The 20010-nt window shown below is 40.7% G+C and carries 13 protein-coding genes; all 13 read left to right on the top strand.

What is annotated here, in order from left to right; translation table 11 throughout:
* Nucleotides 1-104: 104 nt before the first annotated feature.
* The 13 genes from OC530_RS05275 to pstB all read left to right on the top strand — a co-directional run bounded on the left by OC530_RS05275 (nucleotide 105) and on the right by pstB (nucleotide 20008).
* Nucleotides 105-9803: a Rib/alpha-like domain-containing protein gene (locus OC530_RS05275; protein ID WP_173228977.1), complete on the top strand. Its 9699-nt coding sequence runs from the start codon at nucleotides 105-107 to the stop codon at nucleotides 9801-9803.
* Between the two features lie 175 nt (nucleotides 9804-9978).
* Nucleotides 9979-11109 (top strand): radical SAM family heme chaperone HemW, encoded by a 1131-nt coding sequence (gene hemW / locus OC530_RS05270; RefSeq protein WP_112444131.1) that lies wholly within the window; start codon nucleotides 9979-9981, stop codon nucleotides 11107-11109.
* A 4-nt stretch (nucleotides 11110-11113) separates the two neighbouring features.
* Nucleotides 11114-11851 carry an acyl-[acyl-carrier-protein] thioesterase gene (locus OC530_RS05265; RefSeq protein WP_112444284.1) on the top strand — a complete coding sequence of 246 codons (738 nt, stop codon included), beginning with the start codon at nucleotides 11114-11116 and terminating at the stop codon, nucleotides 11849-11851.
* Between the two features lie 10 nt (nucleotides 11852-11861).
* On the top strand, nucleotides 11862-12635 hold the full coding sequence (locus tag OC530_RS05260; protein WP_173228979.1) for a TIGR01457 family HAD-type hydrolase: 774 nt from the start codon (nucleotides 11862-11864) through the stop codon (nucleotides 12633-12635).
* A complete protein-coding gene (locus tag OC530_RS05255; RefSeq protein ID WP_173228981.1) occupies nucleotides 12625-13242 on the top strand; it encodes a TIGR01906 family membrane protein in 618 nt (205 codons plus the stop codon). Before OC530_RS05260 ends, OC530_RS05255 begins: the two co-directional genes overlap by 11 nt.
* A 209-nt stretch (nucleotides 13243-13451) precedes the next feature.
* Nucleotides 13452-13853: a Spx/MgsR family RNA polymerase-binding regulatory protein gene (locus OC530_RS05250; RefSeq protein WP_000631259.1), complete on the top strand. Its 402-nt coding sequence runs from the start codon at nucleotides 13452-13454 to the stop codon at nucleotides 13851-13853.
* Nucleotides 13853-14131, top strand: coding sequence for a UPF0223 family protein (locus OC530_RS05245; protein ID WP_001041974.1), 279 nt, complete (start codon nucleotides 13853-13855; stop codon nucleotides 14129-14131). Before OC530_RS05250 ends, OC530_RS05245 begins: the two co-directional genes overlap by 1 nt.
* Nucleotides 14121-14894: an inositol monophosphatase family protein gene (locus OC530_RS05240; protein ID WP_173228983.1), complete on the top strand. Its 774-nt coding sequence runs from the start codon at nucleotides 14121-14123 to the stop codon at nucleotides 14892-14894. The genes OC530_RS05245 and OC530_RS05240 overlap by 11 nt, the downstream gene beginning before the upstream one ends.
* Entirely contained in the window at nucleotides 14895-16199 is a 1305-nt protein-coding gene (locus OC530_RS05235) for an RsmF rRNA methyltransferase first C-terminal domain-containing protein (protein ID WP_173228985.1), read from the top strand.
* A 325-nt stretch (nucleotides 16200-16524) separates the two neighbouring features.
* On the top strand, nucleotides 16525-17403 hold the full coding sequence (locus tag OC530_RS05230; RefSeq protein WP_173228987.1) for a phosphate ABC transporter substrate-binding protein PstS: 879 nt from the start codon (nucleotides 16525-16527) through the stop codon (nucleotides 17401-17403).
* A complete protein-coding gene (gene pstC, locus OC530_RS05225; protein ID WP_001070903.1) occupies nucleotides 17403-18320 on the top strand; it encodes a phosphate ABC transporter permease subunit PstC in 918 nt (305 codons plus the stop codon). The genes OC530_RS05230 and pstC overlap by 1 nt, the downstream gene beginning before the upstream one ends.
* Complete coding sequence (pstA, locus tag OC530_RS05220) at nucleotides 18310-19194, top strand: phosphate ABC transporter permease PstA (protein WP_000543046.1); 885 nt, start codon at nucleotides 18310-18312, stop codon at nucleotides 19192-19194. The genes pstC and pstA overlap by 11 nt, the downstream gene beginning before the upstream one ends.
* A gap of 10 nt (nucleotides 19195-19204) precedes the next feature.
* Nucleotides 19205-20008 (top strand): phosphate ABC transporter ATP-binding protein PstB, encoded by an 804-nt coding sequence (gene pstB, locus OC530_RS05215; RefSeq protein ID WP_173228990.1) that lies wholly within the window; start codon nucleotides 19205-19207, stop codon nucleotides 20006-20008.
* Nucleotides 20009-20010: the final 2 nt, after the last annotated feature.

Below are 20010 nucleotides of genomic sequence, written 5' to 3'. Positions count from 1 at the left end.
ATTTGCCTATAGCAATCATCATAGTGATTTTTGTAGCTTAACTCTTTTTAAGGAGTTGAAGTTATAAAGATTGCTTTTTTATTATATTTTCCTTAGGAGGAGAAATGGAACACAAATCGAATTCATATAAAGTAAATCGACAGCAAGGTGAAAAGGTACTGCGCTTTTCGATTCGTAAATATAGCTTTGGTGCAGCTTCAGTAGCTGTTGCGGCATTGATGTTTTTGTCTGGGCATCAGGCTGTTCGAGTTGAGGCTGCTCAAGTTTCAGATACTACTGAAGCACCGGTTATCCCAGATAAAGAAGAGGCTCATACTGCTACAATAGTAGATTTGCCTAAAACAGAAGATTCTCTAACTACAGGTAAAGAAGAAAAATCACTAACCACTGCTGAGAATCCGGCTGAGACTTTATCTGAGAAACTACCTGAAACTTCAACTGAGAATGCATCTGAAAACGAGACTACTGCCCTTGATAAAGAGGTAGTTGAAAAACAAACATTAGATAAGACTAAATTACAAGCTAATATTACAAAAGTTCAAGAACTCTTGGATAAGGTCAACAAGGAAAAAGCTCCAGCTTCGACCCTTGCCGCAATCCAGGCAGATTTAGAAGCAGCTAATAGTGTGCTTAATAACAATAGTCTTGAATTGACACAAGCTGAAATTGATGCAATCGCTAAAAAACTTAATGAGAAGATTTTTGTCTTATCTTCGATGCCTAAGATAAATGCGCCTAAGAAGGTTTTAAAAGAAGGTGAAAATACGATTGCCAATACTGGGTCTCGTGATTCACGTAATGGCGAAACCATGGAAGAAGGATCTGATCTTCGCTCAGCACCTATTGATAAAAATACCAAACGTGGTGAGTTAGGAATCGTTGTAGCCAACTCTGGATTTATTACAGGATATGCAACGCCATCTTCAACAATTGAGATTAAAAGAAATGGCACAACTGTATTGACTTCTACACTAGACGATACTGGAGCTTTTAAATTAAATGCCCCAGGTATTGAAGTTGGAGATGTTGTTGAATTAGTGGTTAATGGACAGACTGTTACTACTACTACAGTAAAACAAACAGATACAGTAGCTTTTAATGATAGTTTAGCAGGAATTGCACAAGTTGATGGATATACAGCGGCAGAAGCTGATGTAGAAGTATCAATCGGCGGAAGAAAATACACAACTAGATCACAATCAAATGGATACTTCACAGTCAATGTTGATACGAACTTAATGGTAAACGATGCGGTTGTTACAACTGTTATCAAAAAGAATGGTCAAGAAGTTGGTCGTGGAACAAGTACAGTACGTAACACGAAAGTAACAGACTTCGGGGTTGGTTGGATTAAAAACCCTATGATTAACTATTCACATCGTGACGTGTTCTCTCCAGATACAAAACAATATGCCTTCGTAAGTAAGGGAACTGCTGATCAAGCCTATGACAATATTCGTGTTTACCGTGAAATGCGTATTGAAAATAATGGGGATAAATATTATTACTGGATATTAGATTCAGGGCCAAGACCAAATGGATTGGCTGGTGTTTCTAAAAAAATTTCACTTGCGATTCCACGTACGGTTGGAGATCCTTATGAATTTACGTATACAAAATACCAAGATGGAAAACAGACCTTCCATAAGGATTATGTTAGTGCATCAGCATGGGAGTATGAACACTCTGCTTTTCGTGCTTATGTAAAAGATGGCGTCCGACGTTCAGGGGCGGCTTATACTGAAAATGTAGACGGATGGCTTAAATATATAAACCCAGAGGCTGGTACTAGACTGAATAATTGGAGGTTTAATATTTATCGTAAAAATAGCGGAGATGGTACAGAACCTAACAACGATGCCTTTTCTCGTGTTAGTGATATATTGGGGATTCGTAAAGATGGTCTTGAATACAATCTTGTTCGAGGTGTTATAGAAGACAGAATGAACGTAGTTGCAGGGCAACGTTCAATTATTACTTTCAAGACGAAAATTCTTGAAGGAAAAGAGCTAAATGATAGTATTATGTCGGATTGGGGAGATAAAAACACTAATAACCCTATGCTTGACGAAATAAAAAAACGTCTAGCCAATGACCCATTCCTTGCTTATGGAGGATATACAGAGGGTGGATATAGACGCTATAGAACTGGTGAAAATGCAATTATCGGTGTATTACCGTTGAAACCAGACGAAGCAGCTAAATATAATCTTAAACCAGTATCTAAAGAGCAAACAACTAATAAAGGTGTCGTTCCAGATGCAATTAATAGTATTGCTAATACAAAAGAGTTACCTGCTGGTACAACATACCGTTGGTTTAAAGATCCAGATGTATCAAAAGCTACAGCACCAAATGCACCTGTGTATGGTAAAGTGGAAGTCATTATTCCAGAACGTGGAACATTTATTGTAGATGCACCTATTCATGTTACAGAGGATAAGGCAAAAACACCAGAAGCTCCATCAGCAACAGCAAAAGAAGATGGATCTGTAACAGCTAAACCGCAAGATTCAACGAAAGTAGATAAAATTAAAGTTAGCTACACAGGAGAAGATGGTTCTAATAAGACGGCTGAAGGAAATAAAGGTGGAAATGGAACGTGGACTGTTACGGGTAATCCAGACGTTCAAATCGATGCAAGTACTGGTGCAATCACAATTCCAGCTGATAAAGTCAAAGATAATACAGAAGTAACAGCAGTTACAACAAATGGAAACAGTGATGAATCAGCTCCAGCCAAAGCAACTGCAAAAGCACCAAAACCAGAAAAACCAATCTTAACTGCACCAAATAACGGTAATGTAACAGCAAAACCACAAGATCCAGCCAAAGCAGATAAAATTACGGTTACTTATAAAGACGAAGATGGAACAAATGTAACGGTAGTAGGTAATAAAGGAAATGATGGTACATGGACTGTTGTGAACAATCCAGGTGTAACTATTGATTCTAATACAGGTGAAATTACAATTCCAGCTGATAAGGTAAGAGATAATACCGTAGTAACAGCTATCACAAAAAATGGAAATAGTGTTGACTCAGACCCAGCAACAGAAACAGCAAGAGCACCAAAACCAGAAAAACCAACAGTAACGGCAAATGAGGATGGGTCTGTAACAGCAAAACCACAAGATCCAACCAAAGCAGATAAAATTACGGTTACTTACACAGGAGAAGATGATTCACCAAAAACAGTAGTAGGAACAAAAAATCCATTTAATCAATGGATTTCAGATGATCCAGAAATCAACATCAATGAAGACACAGGTGAAATTACAATCCCTGCTGAAAAAGTAAAAAATGAAACAGTTGTAACAGCTATCACCAAAAATGGAACGAGTGATGATTCAGAACCAGCAAAAGCAACTGCAATAAAACCGGATAATGAACCACCTATTTTAACACTATCTGCTAACAACCTAAAAGTAGTAGAAGGCGAAACTATAACATTTAGAGTAAAAGCAAAAGATGATAAAAATGTTACTTTTGAAGCGACTGAATTTTTAGCTAAATATTTTAAGAGGTACAATGTTGGAACAACAGGAGTAGTGTCGTCTAGATATGTGAAAAATACAGAAAAAGAAAAAGAAATAGAGATTACAATTAATACTATAGCTGAAGATGTTGGTAAACAAAATACAATTATATTTAACGCAACAGATGATGCAGGAAATAAAGCTACACCAGTGATTTTCTCATTTGATGTAACACCACGTGATAGAACAGCACCAACGATTTCAGCTAATGGAGCTACAGTTACAAATCGTGAGGAAATTATACCAATTCCAGTAACAGCTAAAGATAACGATGGTGGAGTTGGAATGCGTGAAGATACTCCAATCGAAGTAAAAGACTTACCAGATGGATTGAAATTTGAAAATAATCAAATCGTAGGAACTCCAACTGGAGCCTCAGGAGTAACAAAAGTAACGATTACAGCTTATGATAAGAATGATAATAAGGCTGAAAAAACAATTGAAATTGTAGTTAAAGGACAAAATGACAAGTATAACCCAGTAGGAATCAATCGAACAGTTCCTAAAAACTCAACACCTAACGCAGAAGATAGTATTGGAAACAAACAAGATTTGCCACAAGGAACAAAATATCATTGGTTAACGCCACCAGATACGAGCCAAGGTGGACAAACTGTCTCGGCAGTTGTTGTGGTAGAGTATCCAGATAAAACAACAGATAACGTTAGTGTAAATATTAGTGTACCTACGAATTTGACAGCAGAAGTTACGAAACCAAATGAAGTTTTGGAGAAACGTGCAGTTGACTCTAAAAAAGTTGTCACACCAAATAAAGAGGGTTCAACGATTGCAACGCCAGATGAAGTGAATGGATTAACAGTTAATGGAGAAGGTAAATTAACAGGAACGCCAAAAGTAGAAAATTGGGGCAAAGACGAAGAAAAACGTGCTATCACAATTCCAGTTAAAGTTACGAATGGAAACGAAGAAATCACAGTAAGCGTACCAGTTACAATTTTACGTGATACGGATGGAGATGGAGAACCAGACACTACAGATCCAGATGATGACGGTGACAAAATTACGGATGAGGAAGAAAAGGCAAAGGGAACAGATCCAAAGATTTTTGATAAACCAGACAAGCCAACCTCATATGGTCTAACAGGAGCAGTAAAACCATCTACTGTTACTGAGAATAAACAAGTGACTGAACCAGGAGTTGTTACACCAAATAAGACAGGATCAACGATTGAAACACCAGCTTCTGTAAATGGATTAACCGTTGATAATAATGGAAGTTTAACAGGAACTCCAAAAGTAGACTCTTGGGGTGAAGGTGAAGAAGAACGTGATATTACTATCCCAGTAAAAGTTAAGAAGGATTCGGAAGAAGCTAATGTAAGTGTACCGGTTAAAATCCAACGCGATACAGACGGAGATGGCAATCCAGATGTGACAGATACAGATGATGATAACGATGGAATTTCAGATGACGATGAAAAGAGAAATGGAACAGATCCAAAAGTAGCAAATGGTCTGACAGGAATCGTTACAGCTCCAGCTAAAGTGAAAGAAAAAACTCCAGTACCGACGACTTTACCAAAAGTTGTAACGCCAAATAAAGAAGGTTCAACAATTACAACAGAAAATCCAGTAAATGAATTGAAAGTGAATGGAGAAGGTAAATTAGAAGGAACACCAACCGTAAATGATTGGGTTGGCGGAGAAGAAGAACGTAATATCACAATTCCTGTTAAAATTACGAGAGAAAAAGAAGGAACTCCAAAAGAGGAAGTTACGGTACATGTTCCAGTGACAATCCAACGTGATACAGATAACGATGGAACTCCGGACGTTGACGATTTAGATGATGATAACGATGGAATTTCAGATGAAGATGAAAAGAATAATGGAACAGATTCAAAAACTGCAGACGGACTAAGTGTGAAAGTTACAAAACCGAATGTAGTGCTGGAGAAAAAAGAAGTTACTCCAAAAGAAGTTGTCACTCCAAATAAAAAAGATGCAACAATTACTACAACTACGCCAGAAGTGAACGGTCTGACAGTTAATGGAGAAGGTAAATTAACAGGAACTCCAACAGTGGACAATTGGGGCGATGATGAAGAAAAAACTATCAACATTCCGGTTACAGTAACGAGAAAGAAAGATGGTAAAGAAAATGTTATAGAAACTGTTGCCGTTAAAGTTCCAGTAACAATCCAACGTGATACAGATGGAGATGGAACACCAGACGTTTTAGATACAGATGATGATAATGATGGAATTCCAGATGAAGTAGAGAAAAGTAATGGAACAAATCCAAAAGTTCCTGATAATCTAACAGCAATAGTTGCTTCACCAACTAAAGTTAAAGAGAAAAAACCAGTAACTCCAACAAAAGTTGTCACACCGAATATGCCAAATTCAGCAATTACGACAGAAAATCCAATGAATGGCTTGAAAGTCAATAATGAAGGTAACTTAGAAGGAACACCGTCAGTAGATAATTGGAAAAAAGACGAAGAAGAACGTCATATCTTAATTCCGGTTAAAGTAAAAAATGGTGATAAAGAAATCATAGTAAAAGTTCCAGTCACAATCCAACGTGATACAGATAATGATGGAATCCCAGATTCAGAAGACACAGATGATGATAACGATGGAATCCCAGACACTGTAGAGGATACAAACGGAACAGATCCAAAAGCTGCAAATGATTTAGAAGTAGCAGTTACAAATCCAGACAAAGTGAAGGAGAAACAACCAGTTACTCCAATAAAAGTTGTAACTCCAAATAAAGAAGGTTCAACGATTGTAACAAACGCCCCAAATGGAACAGTGAACGGACTAAAAGTCAATGATAAAGGCGAACTGGAAGGAATCCCAACAGTAAATGATTGGGATAAAGAGGAAGAAGAACGCCCTATCGACATTCCGGTTAAAGTTACTAAAGTTGTAGAAAAATTCACAGAAAATGGTAAAGAAGAAGTAACGGAAGAAAAAGACGTAACAGTTCGAGTAACAATCCAACGTGACACAGATGGAGACGGAGATCCAGATGTTACAGATACAGATGATGATAACGATGGAATTCCAGATGAAGTTGAAAAAGCAAATGGAACAGATCCGAAAAATGCAAACAACCTAACTGCAAAAGTTTCAGATCCAACTAAAGTTACAGAGAAGAAACCAGTTCCTTCAACATTAGCGAAAGTTGTCACACCGAATAAAGACGGTTCAACAATTACAACAGAAAACCCAGTAAATGGATTAAGTGTTGATAAAGATGGTAAATTAACAGGAACACCGAGCGTAACTAATTGGGGTAGTGATGAAGAACGTAAAATCAACATTCCAGTTAAAGTTAAGAATGGTGATGAGGAAATTCGAGTAGAAGTTCCAGTTATTATTCAACGTGATACAGATGGAGATGGAGATCCAGATGTGACAGATAAAGATGATGATAATGATGGAATTTCAGATGAGGAAGAAAAGAAAAACGGAACAGATCCAAAAGTTGCTACAACACAAACTCCTGTGGAAATAACTATTACACGTGAGAAAAATGGAGACGCAATTGTTACACCGAAAAAACCAGACGGAAAACCGTACCCTAAAGATACGAAGGTAGAAATTCCAGGTGAAAATGGAACAACAATAGTAGTAACGATAGGTGACAAAGGTTTTGGAACAGTACCAAATGATCAACTTCCAAAAGGTGAAGTACCAGGACAAGGTGTCGTAACAGAACCAAACAAACAACCATCAAAACCAGTAGATGTAACAACGCCAGTTCGTAAGACACCAACGGTAGAGTTGACTCAAAACCCAAGCACAGGAGATGTTACAGTAACACCGAAGAAAATAGATGGCTCAAACTATCCTACAGGAACTACTGTAACAATCCCAGGCAAAGATGGAAAAACGATTGATGTAGTAATCGGTGAAAATGGTTCAGGTACAGTTGCAAATGGTGATTTACCAGAAAGAGATGTACCAGGAACAGCTATCATTACAGAACCAAATCAAAAACCATCACAACCAGTGAATATTACAACACCAGCTAAAAAGGTTCCAACACTACAATTAGATCAAGATCCAAAAACTGGAGATGTCACAGTAACACCGAAAAAACCAGATGGAACACCATATCAAGCAGGAACGACTGTGAAAATTCCAGGAGAAAATGGAACACCTATTGTTGTGACAATCGGAAAAGATGGTTTTGGATTAGTTCCGAATGACAAACTTCCAAAAGATGAAGTGCCAGGAAAAGGAATAGTAACAGAGCCAGGAGCTAGACCGTCACAACCAGTGGATGTGATAACGCCTGCTCGTAAGCCGTCAACTATACGTTTGGATCAAGATCCAAAAACTGGAGATGTAACAGTGATTCCTATGAAGCCAGGTGGAGGAACATATCCACCAGGAACTAAGGTCGAAATACCAGGTAAAAATGGTAATCCAATTGTAGTAGAAATCGGACAAGGTGGAACAGGAACAGTTCCAAATAACGACTTACCAGATGGAAATGCACCTGGAACAGGTAAGATTACAGAACCAGGAAAACCAACTACGGAAGCTCAGGTGCTAACGCCAGGTAAAATCAATCCAATCGCTCCTCAAACAGACCAATCAGGTAAGATTGAAATTACAAGAAATCCAAATGGAGATGCAGTAGTTACACCTAAGAAACCAGATGGCTCAACATATCCATCAGGAACTAAGGTTGTGATTCCAGGAGAAAATGGAACATCTATTATTGTAACGATTGGAGATAACGGCTCAGGAACAGTTCCAAATGATAAACTTCCAAAAGAAGCTGTCACAGGAAAAGGAATTGTAACAGAGCCGAATAAGAAACCGTCACAACCAGTAGCTGTAACGACACCTGCTCGTAAGACTCCAACAGTAGAGCTGACACAAGATCCAGCTACAGGAAATGTCACCGTCACACCGAAAAAACCAGATGGAACAACATATCCACCAGGAACTACGGTAGAAATTCCAGGGAAAGATGGCAAGCCAATCGTTGTACCAATCGGAAATGATGGAACAGGAACAGTTCCAAATAATGATTTACCTGATGAAGATACTCCAGGAACAGGTAGGATTAAGGAACCAGGTAAGACAACAGTTGAAGTTAAGGTAGAAACACCGAAAAAAATTGATCCTACTGCGCCAGAAACGGCAGAATTAGGTACAATTGAAATCACAATAAAACCAAATGGAGATGCAGTCGTCACACCGAAGAAGAAAACAGATAAAACAACGTATCCGGAAGGTAGTAGGGTGAAAATTCCAGGAGAAAATGGAACATCTATAGTAGTGACAATTGGAAAAGATGGCTCAGGAACAGTTCCAAATGACCAACTTCCAAAAGAAGCTAAACCAGGAAAAGGAACCGTAACAGAACCAGGTAAGAAACCATCTAATCCGGTGGATGTAACAACCCCAGCTCGTAAGACACCAACAGTAGAGTTGAATCAAGATCCAAATACAGGGGATGTGACGGTAACACCTAAGAAACCAGATGGAACACTATATCCAGAAAATACTAAGGTAGAAATACCAGGTAAGAATGGTAAACCTATCGTCGTAATAATTGGAAAAGACGGAAAAGGAACTATACCTAATAAAGATTTACCAGATGGAATAGAACCAGGAAAAGGAACGATTACTGAACCAGGAAAAGATCCTGTAGAAGTAATTGTAACAACCCCAGCCCGTAAGATACCAACACTAGATGTTTATCAAGATCCAAATACAGGTGACGTTACAGTAACGCCTAAGAAACCAGATGGTTCAACATATCCACCAGGAACGAAGGTAGAAATTCCAGGTAAGAATGGCACACCAATTGTCGTAATAATTGGACAAGACGGAAAAGCTACAATACCAAACAGTGAATTACCAGACGGTAAAGTTCCAGGTACAGGTAAGATTACTGAACCAGGTCAACCAGCTGTAGAAGTTCCAGTAGAAACTCCAGCTAAGGTAACACCAGCAACACCAACAGATACAAATCCAGTTGCACCAGTGACACCTGATACGCCAGTCAAACCTGACACTAATGGAGGTTCTGGTCAAGATACACCTGCGCCTATGCCTGCACCAACAACTCCAATTCCAGATGCAGTTACACCGAATGCAGATCATGAAGATACTACAGATGCTAGTGATAACGGAGCTAAATCAAATGATTCTCAAAATGTATTGCCAAATACAGGAACAGAATCAAATGCGACTCTTGCATCTCTAGGACTTCTTGGTATTCTAAGTGGTCTCGGACTTGCTCTTAGAAAGAAAAAAGAAGACTAAAAATTTAGTCAAATGAACATTCATTCTTTTGTATTGTAAAGACAAACTAGATTGGTTCTGGGAATCGTGTTCGTCATAAAATACAAAGAATGTTTAGATAAAGAAAGCGAACAATGCTAGGATTTTGTTAAAGGGAATTCTAAGTATTGTTCGCTTTTGTGGTATAATAATTACTATGCAGAAAAAACCAACGTCAGCCTATGTGCACATTCCATTTTGTACCCAGATTTGTTATTATTGTGACTTTTCAAAAGTTTTTATCAAGAATCAGCCAGTCGACAGTTATTTAGAGCATCTGTTAGAAGAGTTTCGTTCTTATGATATTCAAAAGTTGAGAACCCTCTATATCGGTGGTGGAACACCGACAGCCCTGTCGGCTACGCAACTAGAGGTGTTATTGAAGGGCTTGACTAAAAACTTGGACCTGTCTGTCTTAGAAGAGTTGACCATTGAGGCAAATCCAGGGGACTTGGATGCGGATAAAATTGCTGTTTTGAAGAACTCGGCTGTCAATCGTGTTTCGCTAGGTGTGCAAACCTTTGACGACAAAATGCTGAAAAAGATTGGGCGCAGTCATTTGGAGAAGGATATTTATGAAAATATCGACCGCCTGAAATTGGCTGGTTTTGACAATATCTCTATCGACTTGATTTATGCGTTGCCTGGTCAGACCATGGAGCAGGTCAAGGAAAATGTGGCTAAAGCCATTGGGTTGGATATTCCCCATATGAGTCTGTATAGCTTGATTTTGGAAAATCACACGGTCTTTATGAATCGTATGCGACGAGGGAAATTACCTCTGCCTAAGGAGGAACTGGAAGCTGAGATGTTTGAGTACATCATCGCAGCGCTGGAGCGAGCTGGTTTTGAGCATTATGAGATTTCCAATTTCTCCAAACCCGGTTTTGAAAGTCGTCACAATCTCATGTACTGGGACAATGCTGAATACTATGGCATCGGTGCTGGAGCATCTGGTTATGTCAATGGAGTGCGCTATAAAAATCATGGTCCCATTCGTCATTATCTCAGTGCAGTTGAGGAAGGTAATGCTCGCATCACAGAAGAGCACCTGAGTCAAAAGGAGCAAATGGAAGAAGAAATGTTCTTGGGGCTCCGCAAGAAATCAGGGGTCTCTATGGCGCGATTTGAAGAAAAATTTGGACGGTCTTTCGATGGACTTTATGGAGAAATTGTCAGAGACTTGGTTCAACAAGGTCTCATGCAAATAGACGGTGATCGCGTGCGCATGACAAAAAGAGGTCTCTTTTTAGGAGACATCGTAGCAGAACGATTTATTTTGGAGTAGGATGATGGGCTTAACTTATCAAATGAAAATGAAAATTCCTTTTGATATGGCTGATATGAACGGTCATATCAAGCTTCCAGATGTGATTTTGCTGTCCCTGCAAGTTTCAGGGATGCAGTCGATTGAACTGGGAGTTAGTGATAAGGCCATTTTGGAAAACTATAATCTGGTCTGGATTATCACAGAATACGATATTGAGGTGGTTCGTTTGCCTCGTTTTGCGGAAGAAATTACCATCGAAACGGAAGCCCTGAGCTACAATCGACTCTTTTGCTACCGTCGCTTTACCATTTATGATGAAGCGGGGCAGGACCTTATCTACATGATGGCGACCTTTGTTCTCATGGATCGAGACAGTCGAAAAGTCCATGCTGTCGAACCTGAGATTGTGGCTCCTTACCAGTCTGATTTTGATAAAAAACTTATCCGCGGGCCAAAGTATGAGTCCTTGGAAGAGCCAATCAGTAAGGATTACCATGTTCGTTTTTACGACTTGGATATGAATGGTCATGTCAATAACAGTAAATACTTGGACTGGATTTTTGAGATCATGGGAGCGGACTTTTTGACCCACTATATTCCCCAAAAAATTAACCTCAAGTATGTCAAGGAAGTTCGACCAGGTGGGGTGATTACATCGGATGTTGAACGGACTGGACTGGAAAGCAAGCATGAGATTACAAGCGACGGTGCGACCAATGCCCAAGCTATCATCGCTTGGCAAGAAATAAAAAAGGATTAGGGAGAAATAGATGAAATATAAAGGCTATTTAATTGATTTAGACGGAACCATTTATAAGGGGAAAGACCGAATTCCAGCAGGAGAGGCTTTTGTCCATGAATTGCAAAAGCGGGACATTCCCTATCTCTTTGTGACCAACAATACAACCCGCACTCCAGAGAGTGTTCAGGAGATGTTGGCTCAGAATTTTAATATCGATACGCCCCTATCGACTGTCTACACAGCTACTTTGGCGACTATCGACTATATGAATGACTTGGGTCTTGAAAAGACGGTCTATGTCATCGGAGAAGCAGGGCTCAAGGAAGCCATCAAGGCGGCTGGTTATGTGGAAGACAAGGATAATCCTGCCTATGTGGTAGTAGGTCTGGACTGGCAAGTCGACTATGAAAAATTTGCGACAGCAACTCTGGCTATCCAAAAGGATGCTCACTTTATCGGAACTAATCCAGACCTCAACATCCCGACAGAACGAGGGCTTTTGCCAGGTGCTGGTTCACTGATTACCCTTCTTGAAGTAGCAACACGAGTGAAGCCTGTTTATATCGGAAAACCAAATGCCATCATTATGGACAAGGCGGTTGAGCACTTAGGCTTGGAACGTGAAGAATTAATCATGGTTGGGGACAATTACCTGACTGATATTCGAGCAGGGATTGACAATGGCATTCCAACGCTCTTAGTGACAACAGGTTTTACTAAGGCAGAAGAAGTAGCAGACCTTCTAATCGCACCGACACATGTGGTTTCTAGTCTTGCGGAGTGGGATTTTGATGAAAACTAAACTGACCTTTTGGAGCTCTATGCTCTTTCTCCTCTCCCTCTCAATCCTTTTGACCATTTATTTGGCTTGGATTTTTTATCCGCTGGAAATTCAGTGGTTGAACTTAATGGATAGGGTCTATTTAAAACCAGAAACCATTCAATACAACTTTCATATCTTGATGGATTACCTGACCGATCCTTTTAGTCAGGTCTTGCAGATGCCAGATTTTCGTTCGTCAGCAGCTGGGCTGCACCATTTTGCGGTGGTCAAGGACCTCTTTCATCTAGTTCAACTAGTTGCTCTAGTGACATTACCAAGTTTCTATGTCTTTGTCAAAGGGATTGTGAAAAAGGGCTTTTTATCTTTATTTAGTAAGGGACTTCTGACTCTAGTAGTTTTGCCTTTGGTGATTGGTCTTGGGGGAGTTTTGATTGGTTTTGACCAATTTTTTACTCTTTTCCATCAAATTCTCTTTGTGGGAGATGATACCTGGCTTTTTGATCCAGCCAAGGATCCAGTTATTCTGATTTTGCCAGAGACCTTTTTCCTTCATGCTTTTCTTCTCTTTTTTGCCCTCTATGAAAGCTTCTTTGGCTATCTGTGTCTAAAAAGTCGTAAGAAGTGAAAAGAAAGATGTTTTTAATTTATATATATAAAAATGTATATCATTTGAAATCATTGTTAAGAGTGAATTAACCAAATCCAATTGTATCAATCGTTCGCGAACAGTCTATTTTTCTTGAAAAAATAGGCTTTTTTTCTAAAAATCTCTAGTCAAGCGCTTTATTTTTTTGTATAATAGAAGTAGCAAAGTATAGATAAGAAGAGAAAAGCATGATTACACTATTTCTATCACCGAGCTGTACATCATGTCGTAAGGCTAAGGCCTGGTTAGAAAAACATAAGGTTCCCTTTGTGGAACACAATATTATGACCAGTCCTTTAACAAGAAAAGAATTGCAACACATCCTTTCCTTGACCGAAAATGGTACTGATGACATCATTTCAACTCGTTCAAAAATTTTTCAAAAACTGAATATTGATGTAGAGAGTATCTCGGTATCGGAATTGCTTCATTTGATTGAGCAGTATCCTAGTCTTTTGCGTCGTCCCATTATTATCGATGCCAAACGCATGCAAATCGGTTTTAATGAAGATGAGATTCGTGCTTTTCTCCCTCGTAGTTACCGTAAGCAAGAACTAAAAGAAGCAAGAATGAGAGCTGGTATTAGTTAATGAACAAACAGTATAGTTACCCACTAGATTTGTCGTGGAGCACTGAAGAACTTGCTTCAGTGCTTTCTTTTTTTAATGATGTTGAAGCTGCCTATGAAGGCAAGGTAGAGGCTAAAAAGTTACTGGACTCTTATAAGGGATTCAAGGCGGTCGTGCCAAGCAAGAGCGAAGAAAAACGTTTGGGACGAGAATTTGAAACAGTTAGTGGCTATTCGCTTTACCGAGCAGTTCAGGCTGCCAAGGAAAAAGGGGAAGGAAAGATTTCTCTTGGAAAGTAAATTTGAATTTGCCAAAGAGCTCGTCAAGAAGGCAGGCCAGTATATACTTGACCATATGCAGGAAGACTTGCAGATTGAGACCAAGTCCTCTCCAACGGATTTGGTGACCAGATTGGACAAGGAAGTTCAGGAACTCTTGGTTGGTGAGATTCTGTCCCGTTATCCTGAGGATAAGATTTGTGCTGAAGAAGGTTGTCTGCGAGCCTCGGTTCAAGAGGGCAAGGTTTGGGTCATTGATCCCATTGATGGTACCAATAATTTTGTGGCTCAGCAGGAAGATTTTGCTGTCATGATGGCTTATTTTGAAAATGGTCAGGGGCAGTTTGGACTGATTTATGATGTTGTCAAAGGGGATTGTTACCATGGTGGTGGAGCCTTTCCAGTTTGTCGAAACGATAAGCTCCTAGCTCCCTTTAAAGCCAAACCACTTGGAGATTTTCTCATTGCGGGAAATAGTGGCATGCTGGAAACCAACGAATGGGGGCTGGCTGATTTGAGTCGAGCAGTACTTGGTGTTCGTGTCTATGGGAGTGCGGCCATTAGTTTTGCCAAGATTTTGTCAGGGCGTTTATTGACCTATGTCACTTATCTGCAACCATGGGATTATGCTGCAGCTAGTATTTTAGGGGAAGGTCTGGGCTATCGGGTGGTGACCCTTTCTGGTAAAGCTCCTGATTTTCAAACCAGACAGCCGGTCATGATGGTGCCTCTTGAGATGCTGGAGGAAATTCAGTCCTATATTTACGAAAGGAAAAGAACTTAAATGCAATTTCCAGAAGGATTTGTTGAAAAATATGAAGAGATACTAGGAGATGAGGCAAGAGATTTTCTTGCCTCTTTTGAGGAGGAAGCGGTTTCGGCTTTTCGGGTCAATCCTTTAAAAGAAGCGCCAGTTTCCTTTCCTGATGACATTCCTCAAACTCCTTGGGGACATTATGGGAAGGTTTCAGGGAAATCGCCTGAGCATGCTACTGGTTTAGTTTATTCGCAAGAACCCGCTGCTCAGATGGTGGCTCAGGTAGCCAAGCCCAGTCCTGGGATGAAGGTCTTGGATTTGGCCGCTGCTCCAGGTGGTAAATCAACTCAGCTAGCAGCCTATCTAGCAGGGGAGGGTCTTCTCGTTTCCAATGAAATTTCAAGCAAACGGGCTAAGATTTTAGTAGAAAACATGGAGAGATTTGGGGCGACAAATGTCGTGGTGACCAATGAATCTGCTGACCGTTTGGCTAAGGTTTTTAAAGGCTATTTTGACCTAATCGTTCTTGATGCCCCGTGCTCTGGTGAAGGAATGTTTCGTAAGCAACCAGATGCTATGGACTATTGGAGATTAGATTATCCGAGTCAATGCGCTAGCTTGCAAAGAGAAATTCTGGCAGATGCAGTAACCATGCTAGCTGAAGGTGGTCGCTTGGTTTATTCAACCTGTACCTGGGCTCCTGAGGAAAACGAAGAGATTGTCAATTGGCTACTGGAGGACTATGATTTTGACTTGTTGCCAGTAGAGCATATCAATGGAATGGTAGCTGGTATTGACCTGCCAGAAACGGCTCGGATGTATCCTCATCAGTTTAAGGGAGAAGGTCAGTTTGTAGCCCATTTGCAATTTAAAGGAGAAAATACAGCACCTAAATGTAAGGCAAGTAAGAGCAATCTCAGCCGTGAACAAGTTGCCTTGTGGCAGGAATTTGCCCAAAAACATTTGCAGGTCAATCTACCGGGTATCTTGCAGACTTTTGGAGACCAGCTTTATCTCTTGCCAGAACTCTTGCCAGATTTAGGAAAACTCAAGATTGCTCGGAATGGTCTGCATTTGGGTACTTTTAAGAAGAAACGCTTTGAACCCAGTTTCGCTCTTGGTCTAGCCTTGAAACCGAGTCAGGTCAAGCAGTCAGTTGAAATTGACCAAGAAGCGTTTGTAAAGTATGTGGCTGGAGAAACCGTTCAGCTGGCGGAAAGTATGCCAAATGGTTGGTACCAAGTTTTGGTTCAAGGCAATGGTTTGGGCTTTGCTAAGGTGACTGGAAATGTTTTGAAAAATTATTTTCCTAAAGGCCTCAGATTCAAGTGAAAATGCTAGTCAAAGTAGCTTGTCTATGTTATAGTGGAAGTATGGATTTTTTTCAAATTGTCTTTCATTTTAAGTCAAAATTGGTGGAAAGGTAACTAAGCAAATTTCTAGTTAAACCAAGCTAATACTCTTCGAAAATCAAATTCAAACCGCGTCAACGTCGCCTTGCCGTACTCAAGTACAGCCTGCGGCTAGTTTCCTAGTTTGCTCTTTGATTTTCATTGAGTATAAGAACTTTAGTTGGCTCCCAATTATCAAAAGAAAAACATAAATAAATAGTTGAAAAAATTCACAGCATTCACCATTATTTTCAAGGAGAAAAACAGTGAAAAAAAGGAAAAAACTCGCTCTATCCCTTGCGGCTCTTTTGCTGGCAGGTTCTTTGGCGGGATGTGCTAGCTGGATTGATCGTGGAGAATCCATGACAGCTGTTGGCTCAACGGCTCTTCAGCCCTTGGTCGAGGCAGCAGCAGATGAATTTGGCTCTCTGCACGTTGGAAAAACAGTCAACGTCCAAGGTGGAGGATCTGGTACAGGTCTGTCTCAGGTTCAATCTGGAGCCGTTGATGTAGGAAATTCAGACGTATTTGCCGAGGAAAAAGACGGTATCAACGCATCCGCTCTAGTAGACCACAAGGTTGCTGTAGCGGGCTTGGCAGTGATTGTAAATAAGGAAGTTGACGTTGAAAATCTGACAACTGAACAACTCCGTAGCATCTTCACAGGTCAAGTGACCAACTGGAAAGAAGTCGGTGGGAAAGACCTAGCCATTTCCATTATCAACCGCGCGGCAAGTTCTGGTTCGCGTGCAACCTTTGATAGTGTTGTTATGGATGGCCAATCTGCTATGCAGAGTCAAGAACAGGATTCAAACGGGATGGTCAAAAACATTGTTTCCCAAACACCAGGAGCCATTTCTTACCTAGCTTTTGCCTATGTGGATGACTCGGTGAAACGCATGAAGTTGAATGGCTATGAGCCGATTTCAGAAAATGTTACGACCAATAACTGGCCTTTGTGGTCTTATGAACACATGTACACCCTAGGCCAACCAAATGAATTGGTGGCAGAATTTCTCAACTTTGTCCTCTCTGATGAAGCGCAAAGCGGAATCGTTAAGGGAATGGGCTATATTTCTGTCAAGGAAATGAAGGTTGAAAAAGACGCTGTTGGAACGGTGACAGCACTAGAAGGGAGTCACTAATGAATCAAGAAGAATTAGCTAAAAAATTACTTTCTCCCTCAAAGAACTCTCGTCTAGAGAAATTAGGAAAAGGCTTGACCTTTGCCTGTCTGTCTTTGATTGTCATCATTGTGGCTATGATTTTGATTTTCGTAGCCCAAAAAGGTTTGTCGACCTTCTTTGTCAATGGGGTCAACATCTTTGATTTCCTCTTTGGACAAACTTGGAATCCTTCAGGTAAACAATTTGGTGCCCTTCCAATGATTTTGGGTTCCTTTATTGTCACAATCCTATCAGCCCTTATCGCAACTCCTTTTGCCATTGGTGCGGCAGTCTTCATGACCGAAGTTTCACCAAAAGGTGCTAGAATCTTGCAGCCAGCCATTGAATTGCTGGTTGGGATTCCTTCAGTCGTATATGGATTTATTGGTTTGCAGGTCGTAGTTCCCTTTGTCCGCAGTGTCTTTGGTGGAACTGGTTTTGGGATCTTGTCAGGGATTTTCGTTCTCTTTGTTATGATTTTACCGACGGTAACCTTTATGACAACCGATAGCTTGCGTGCGGTGCCTCGTCATTACCGCGAAGCTAGTTTGGCTATGGGGGCCACTCGTTGGCAAACCATCTGGCGCGTGACCTTAAAGGCAGCGCGTTCAGGGATTTTCACCGCAGTGGTCTTTGGGATGGCGCGTGCCTTTGGTGAGGCCTTGGCCATTCAGATGGTGGTCGGAAACTCAGCCGTTGTCCCAACTTCATTGACAACACCTGCTGCGACCTTGACCTCTGTATTGACCATGGGTATCGGAAATACCGTTATGGGAACAGTTGACAATAACGTTCTCTGGTCACTGGCCTTAGTCTTGCTCTTGATGAGTTTGGCCTTCAACAGTGTGATTAAATTGATTACGAAAGAAAGAGGAAAGAAAAACTATGCACGCTAAGAAATTAGATAAAATTGCAACAGCTGTCCTCTACTCAATTGCAGGAATTATCGTTGCCATCCTGGCATCCTTGATTCTTTATATCTTGGTTCGTGGTTTGCCCCACATCTCTTGGTCTTTCTTGACTGGCAAATCATCTTCTTACCAAGCAGGCGGAGGGATTGGAATTCAGCTCTATAATTCCTTCTTCCTTCTGGTCATCACCTTGATTATCTCTGTGCCTTTGTCTATGGGAGCTGGGATTTTCCTAGCTGAATATGCCAAAAAAGGTCCTGTGACCAATTTTGTCAGAACCTGTATTGAAATCTTGTCTTCACTACCATCAGTGGTTGTGGGTCTCTTTGGTTACTTGATCTTTGTAGTTCAGTTTGAGTATGGATTTTCAATCATTTCAGGTGCCTTGGCCTTGACAGTCTTTAACCTGCCTCAGATGACACGTAATGTTGAAGATAGCTTGAAACACGTTCACCATACGCAACGTGAAGCTGGTTTAGCCCTTGGGATTTCTCGTTGGGAGACTGTGGTCCATGTGGTCATTCCAGAAGCTCTCCCAGGTATTGTAACGGGTGTCGTCTTGGCCTCTGGTCGTATCTTTGGTGAGGCGGCTGCACTTATCTATACAGCAGGACAATCTGCTCCAGCCCTTGACTGGTCTAACTGGAATATTCTCAGTGTTACTAGCCCAATCTCTATCTTCCGTCAAGCAGAAACCTTGGCTGTCCACATCTGGAAAGTCAATAGTGAAGGTACTATTCCTGATGGAACTATCGTATCAGCAGGTTCTGCGGCCGTGCTCCTCATCTTTATTCTCATCTTTAACTTTGGAGCTCGTAAACTCGGAAGTTACCTACATAAGAAATTAACCGCTGCCTAAAGGAGAAGCCATGTCAAAATATAATTGGGATGAAAAGCATATCATCACCTTTCCTGAAGAGAAAGTGGCCCTCTCTACTAAGGATTTACATGTTTACTACGGTAAAAATGAATCCATCAAGGGCATCGATATGCAATTTGAAAAAAATAAAATTACAGCCTTAATTGGCCCTTCTGGTTCAGGGAAATCAACCTACCTCCGCAGTCTCAACCGTATGAATGATACCATTGATATTGCCAAGGTAACAGGTCAAATCCTTTATCAAGGAATTGATGTTAACCGTCCAGAAATCAACGTTTATGAAATGCGCAAGCATATCGGGATGGTCTTCCAACGACCAAATCCCTTTGCTAAGTCTATCTACCGCAATATCACTTTTGCCCATGAACGTGCAGGGGTTAAGGACAAGCAAGTCTTGGATGAAATTGTAGAAACCTCTCTTCGTCAAGCTGCCCTTTGGGACCAGGTCAAAGATGATTTATACAAGTCGGCCTTGACCCTATCAGGTGGTCAGCAGCAACGTCTCTGTATCGCTCGTGCCATCTCTGTCAAACCAGATATCCTCTTGATGGATGAGCCAGCGTCAGCCTTGGATCCGATTGCGACAGCTCAGCTAGAAGAAACCATGTTGGAATTGAAGAAGGACTTTACCATCATCATCGTGACCCACAGTATGCAGCAGGCTGCGCGTGCTAGTGACTACACAGGATTTTTCTACTTGGGTGACTTGATCGAGTACGATAAGACCTCTAATATTTTCCAAAATGCAAAATTACAGTCAACCAATGACTACGTAACAGGACACTTTGGATAGAA

It is taken from the genome of Streptococcus sp. Marseille-Q5619, assembly GCF_946901205.1.
In the GTDB taxonomy this organism is placed as follows: Bacteria; Bacillota; Bacilli; order Lactobacillales; family Streptococcaceae; genus Streptococcus.
Note: the sequence above shows the minus strand (reverse complement) of the source record. Positions and strands in the feature narration are given on the sequence as shown.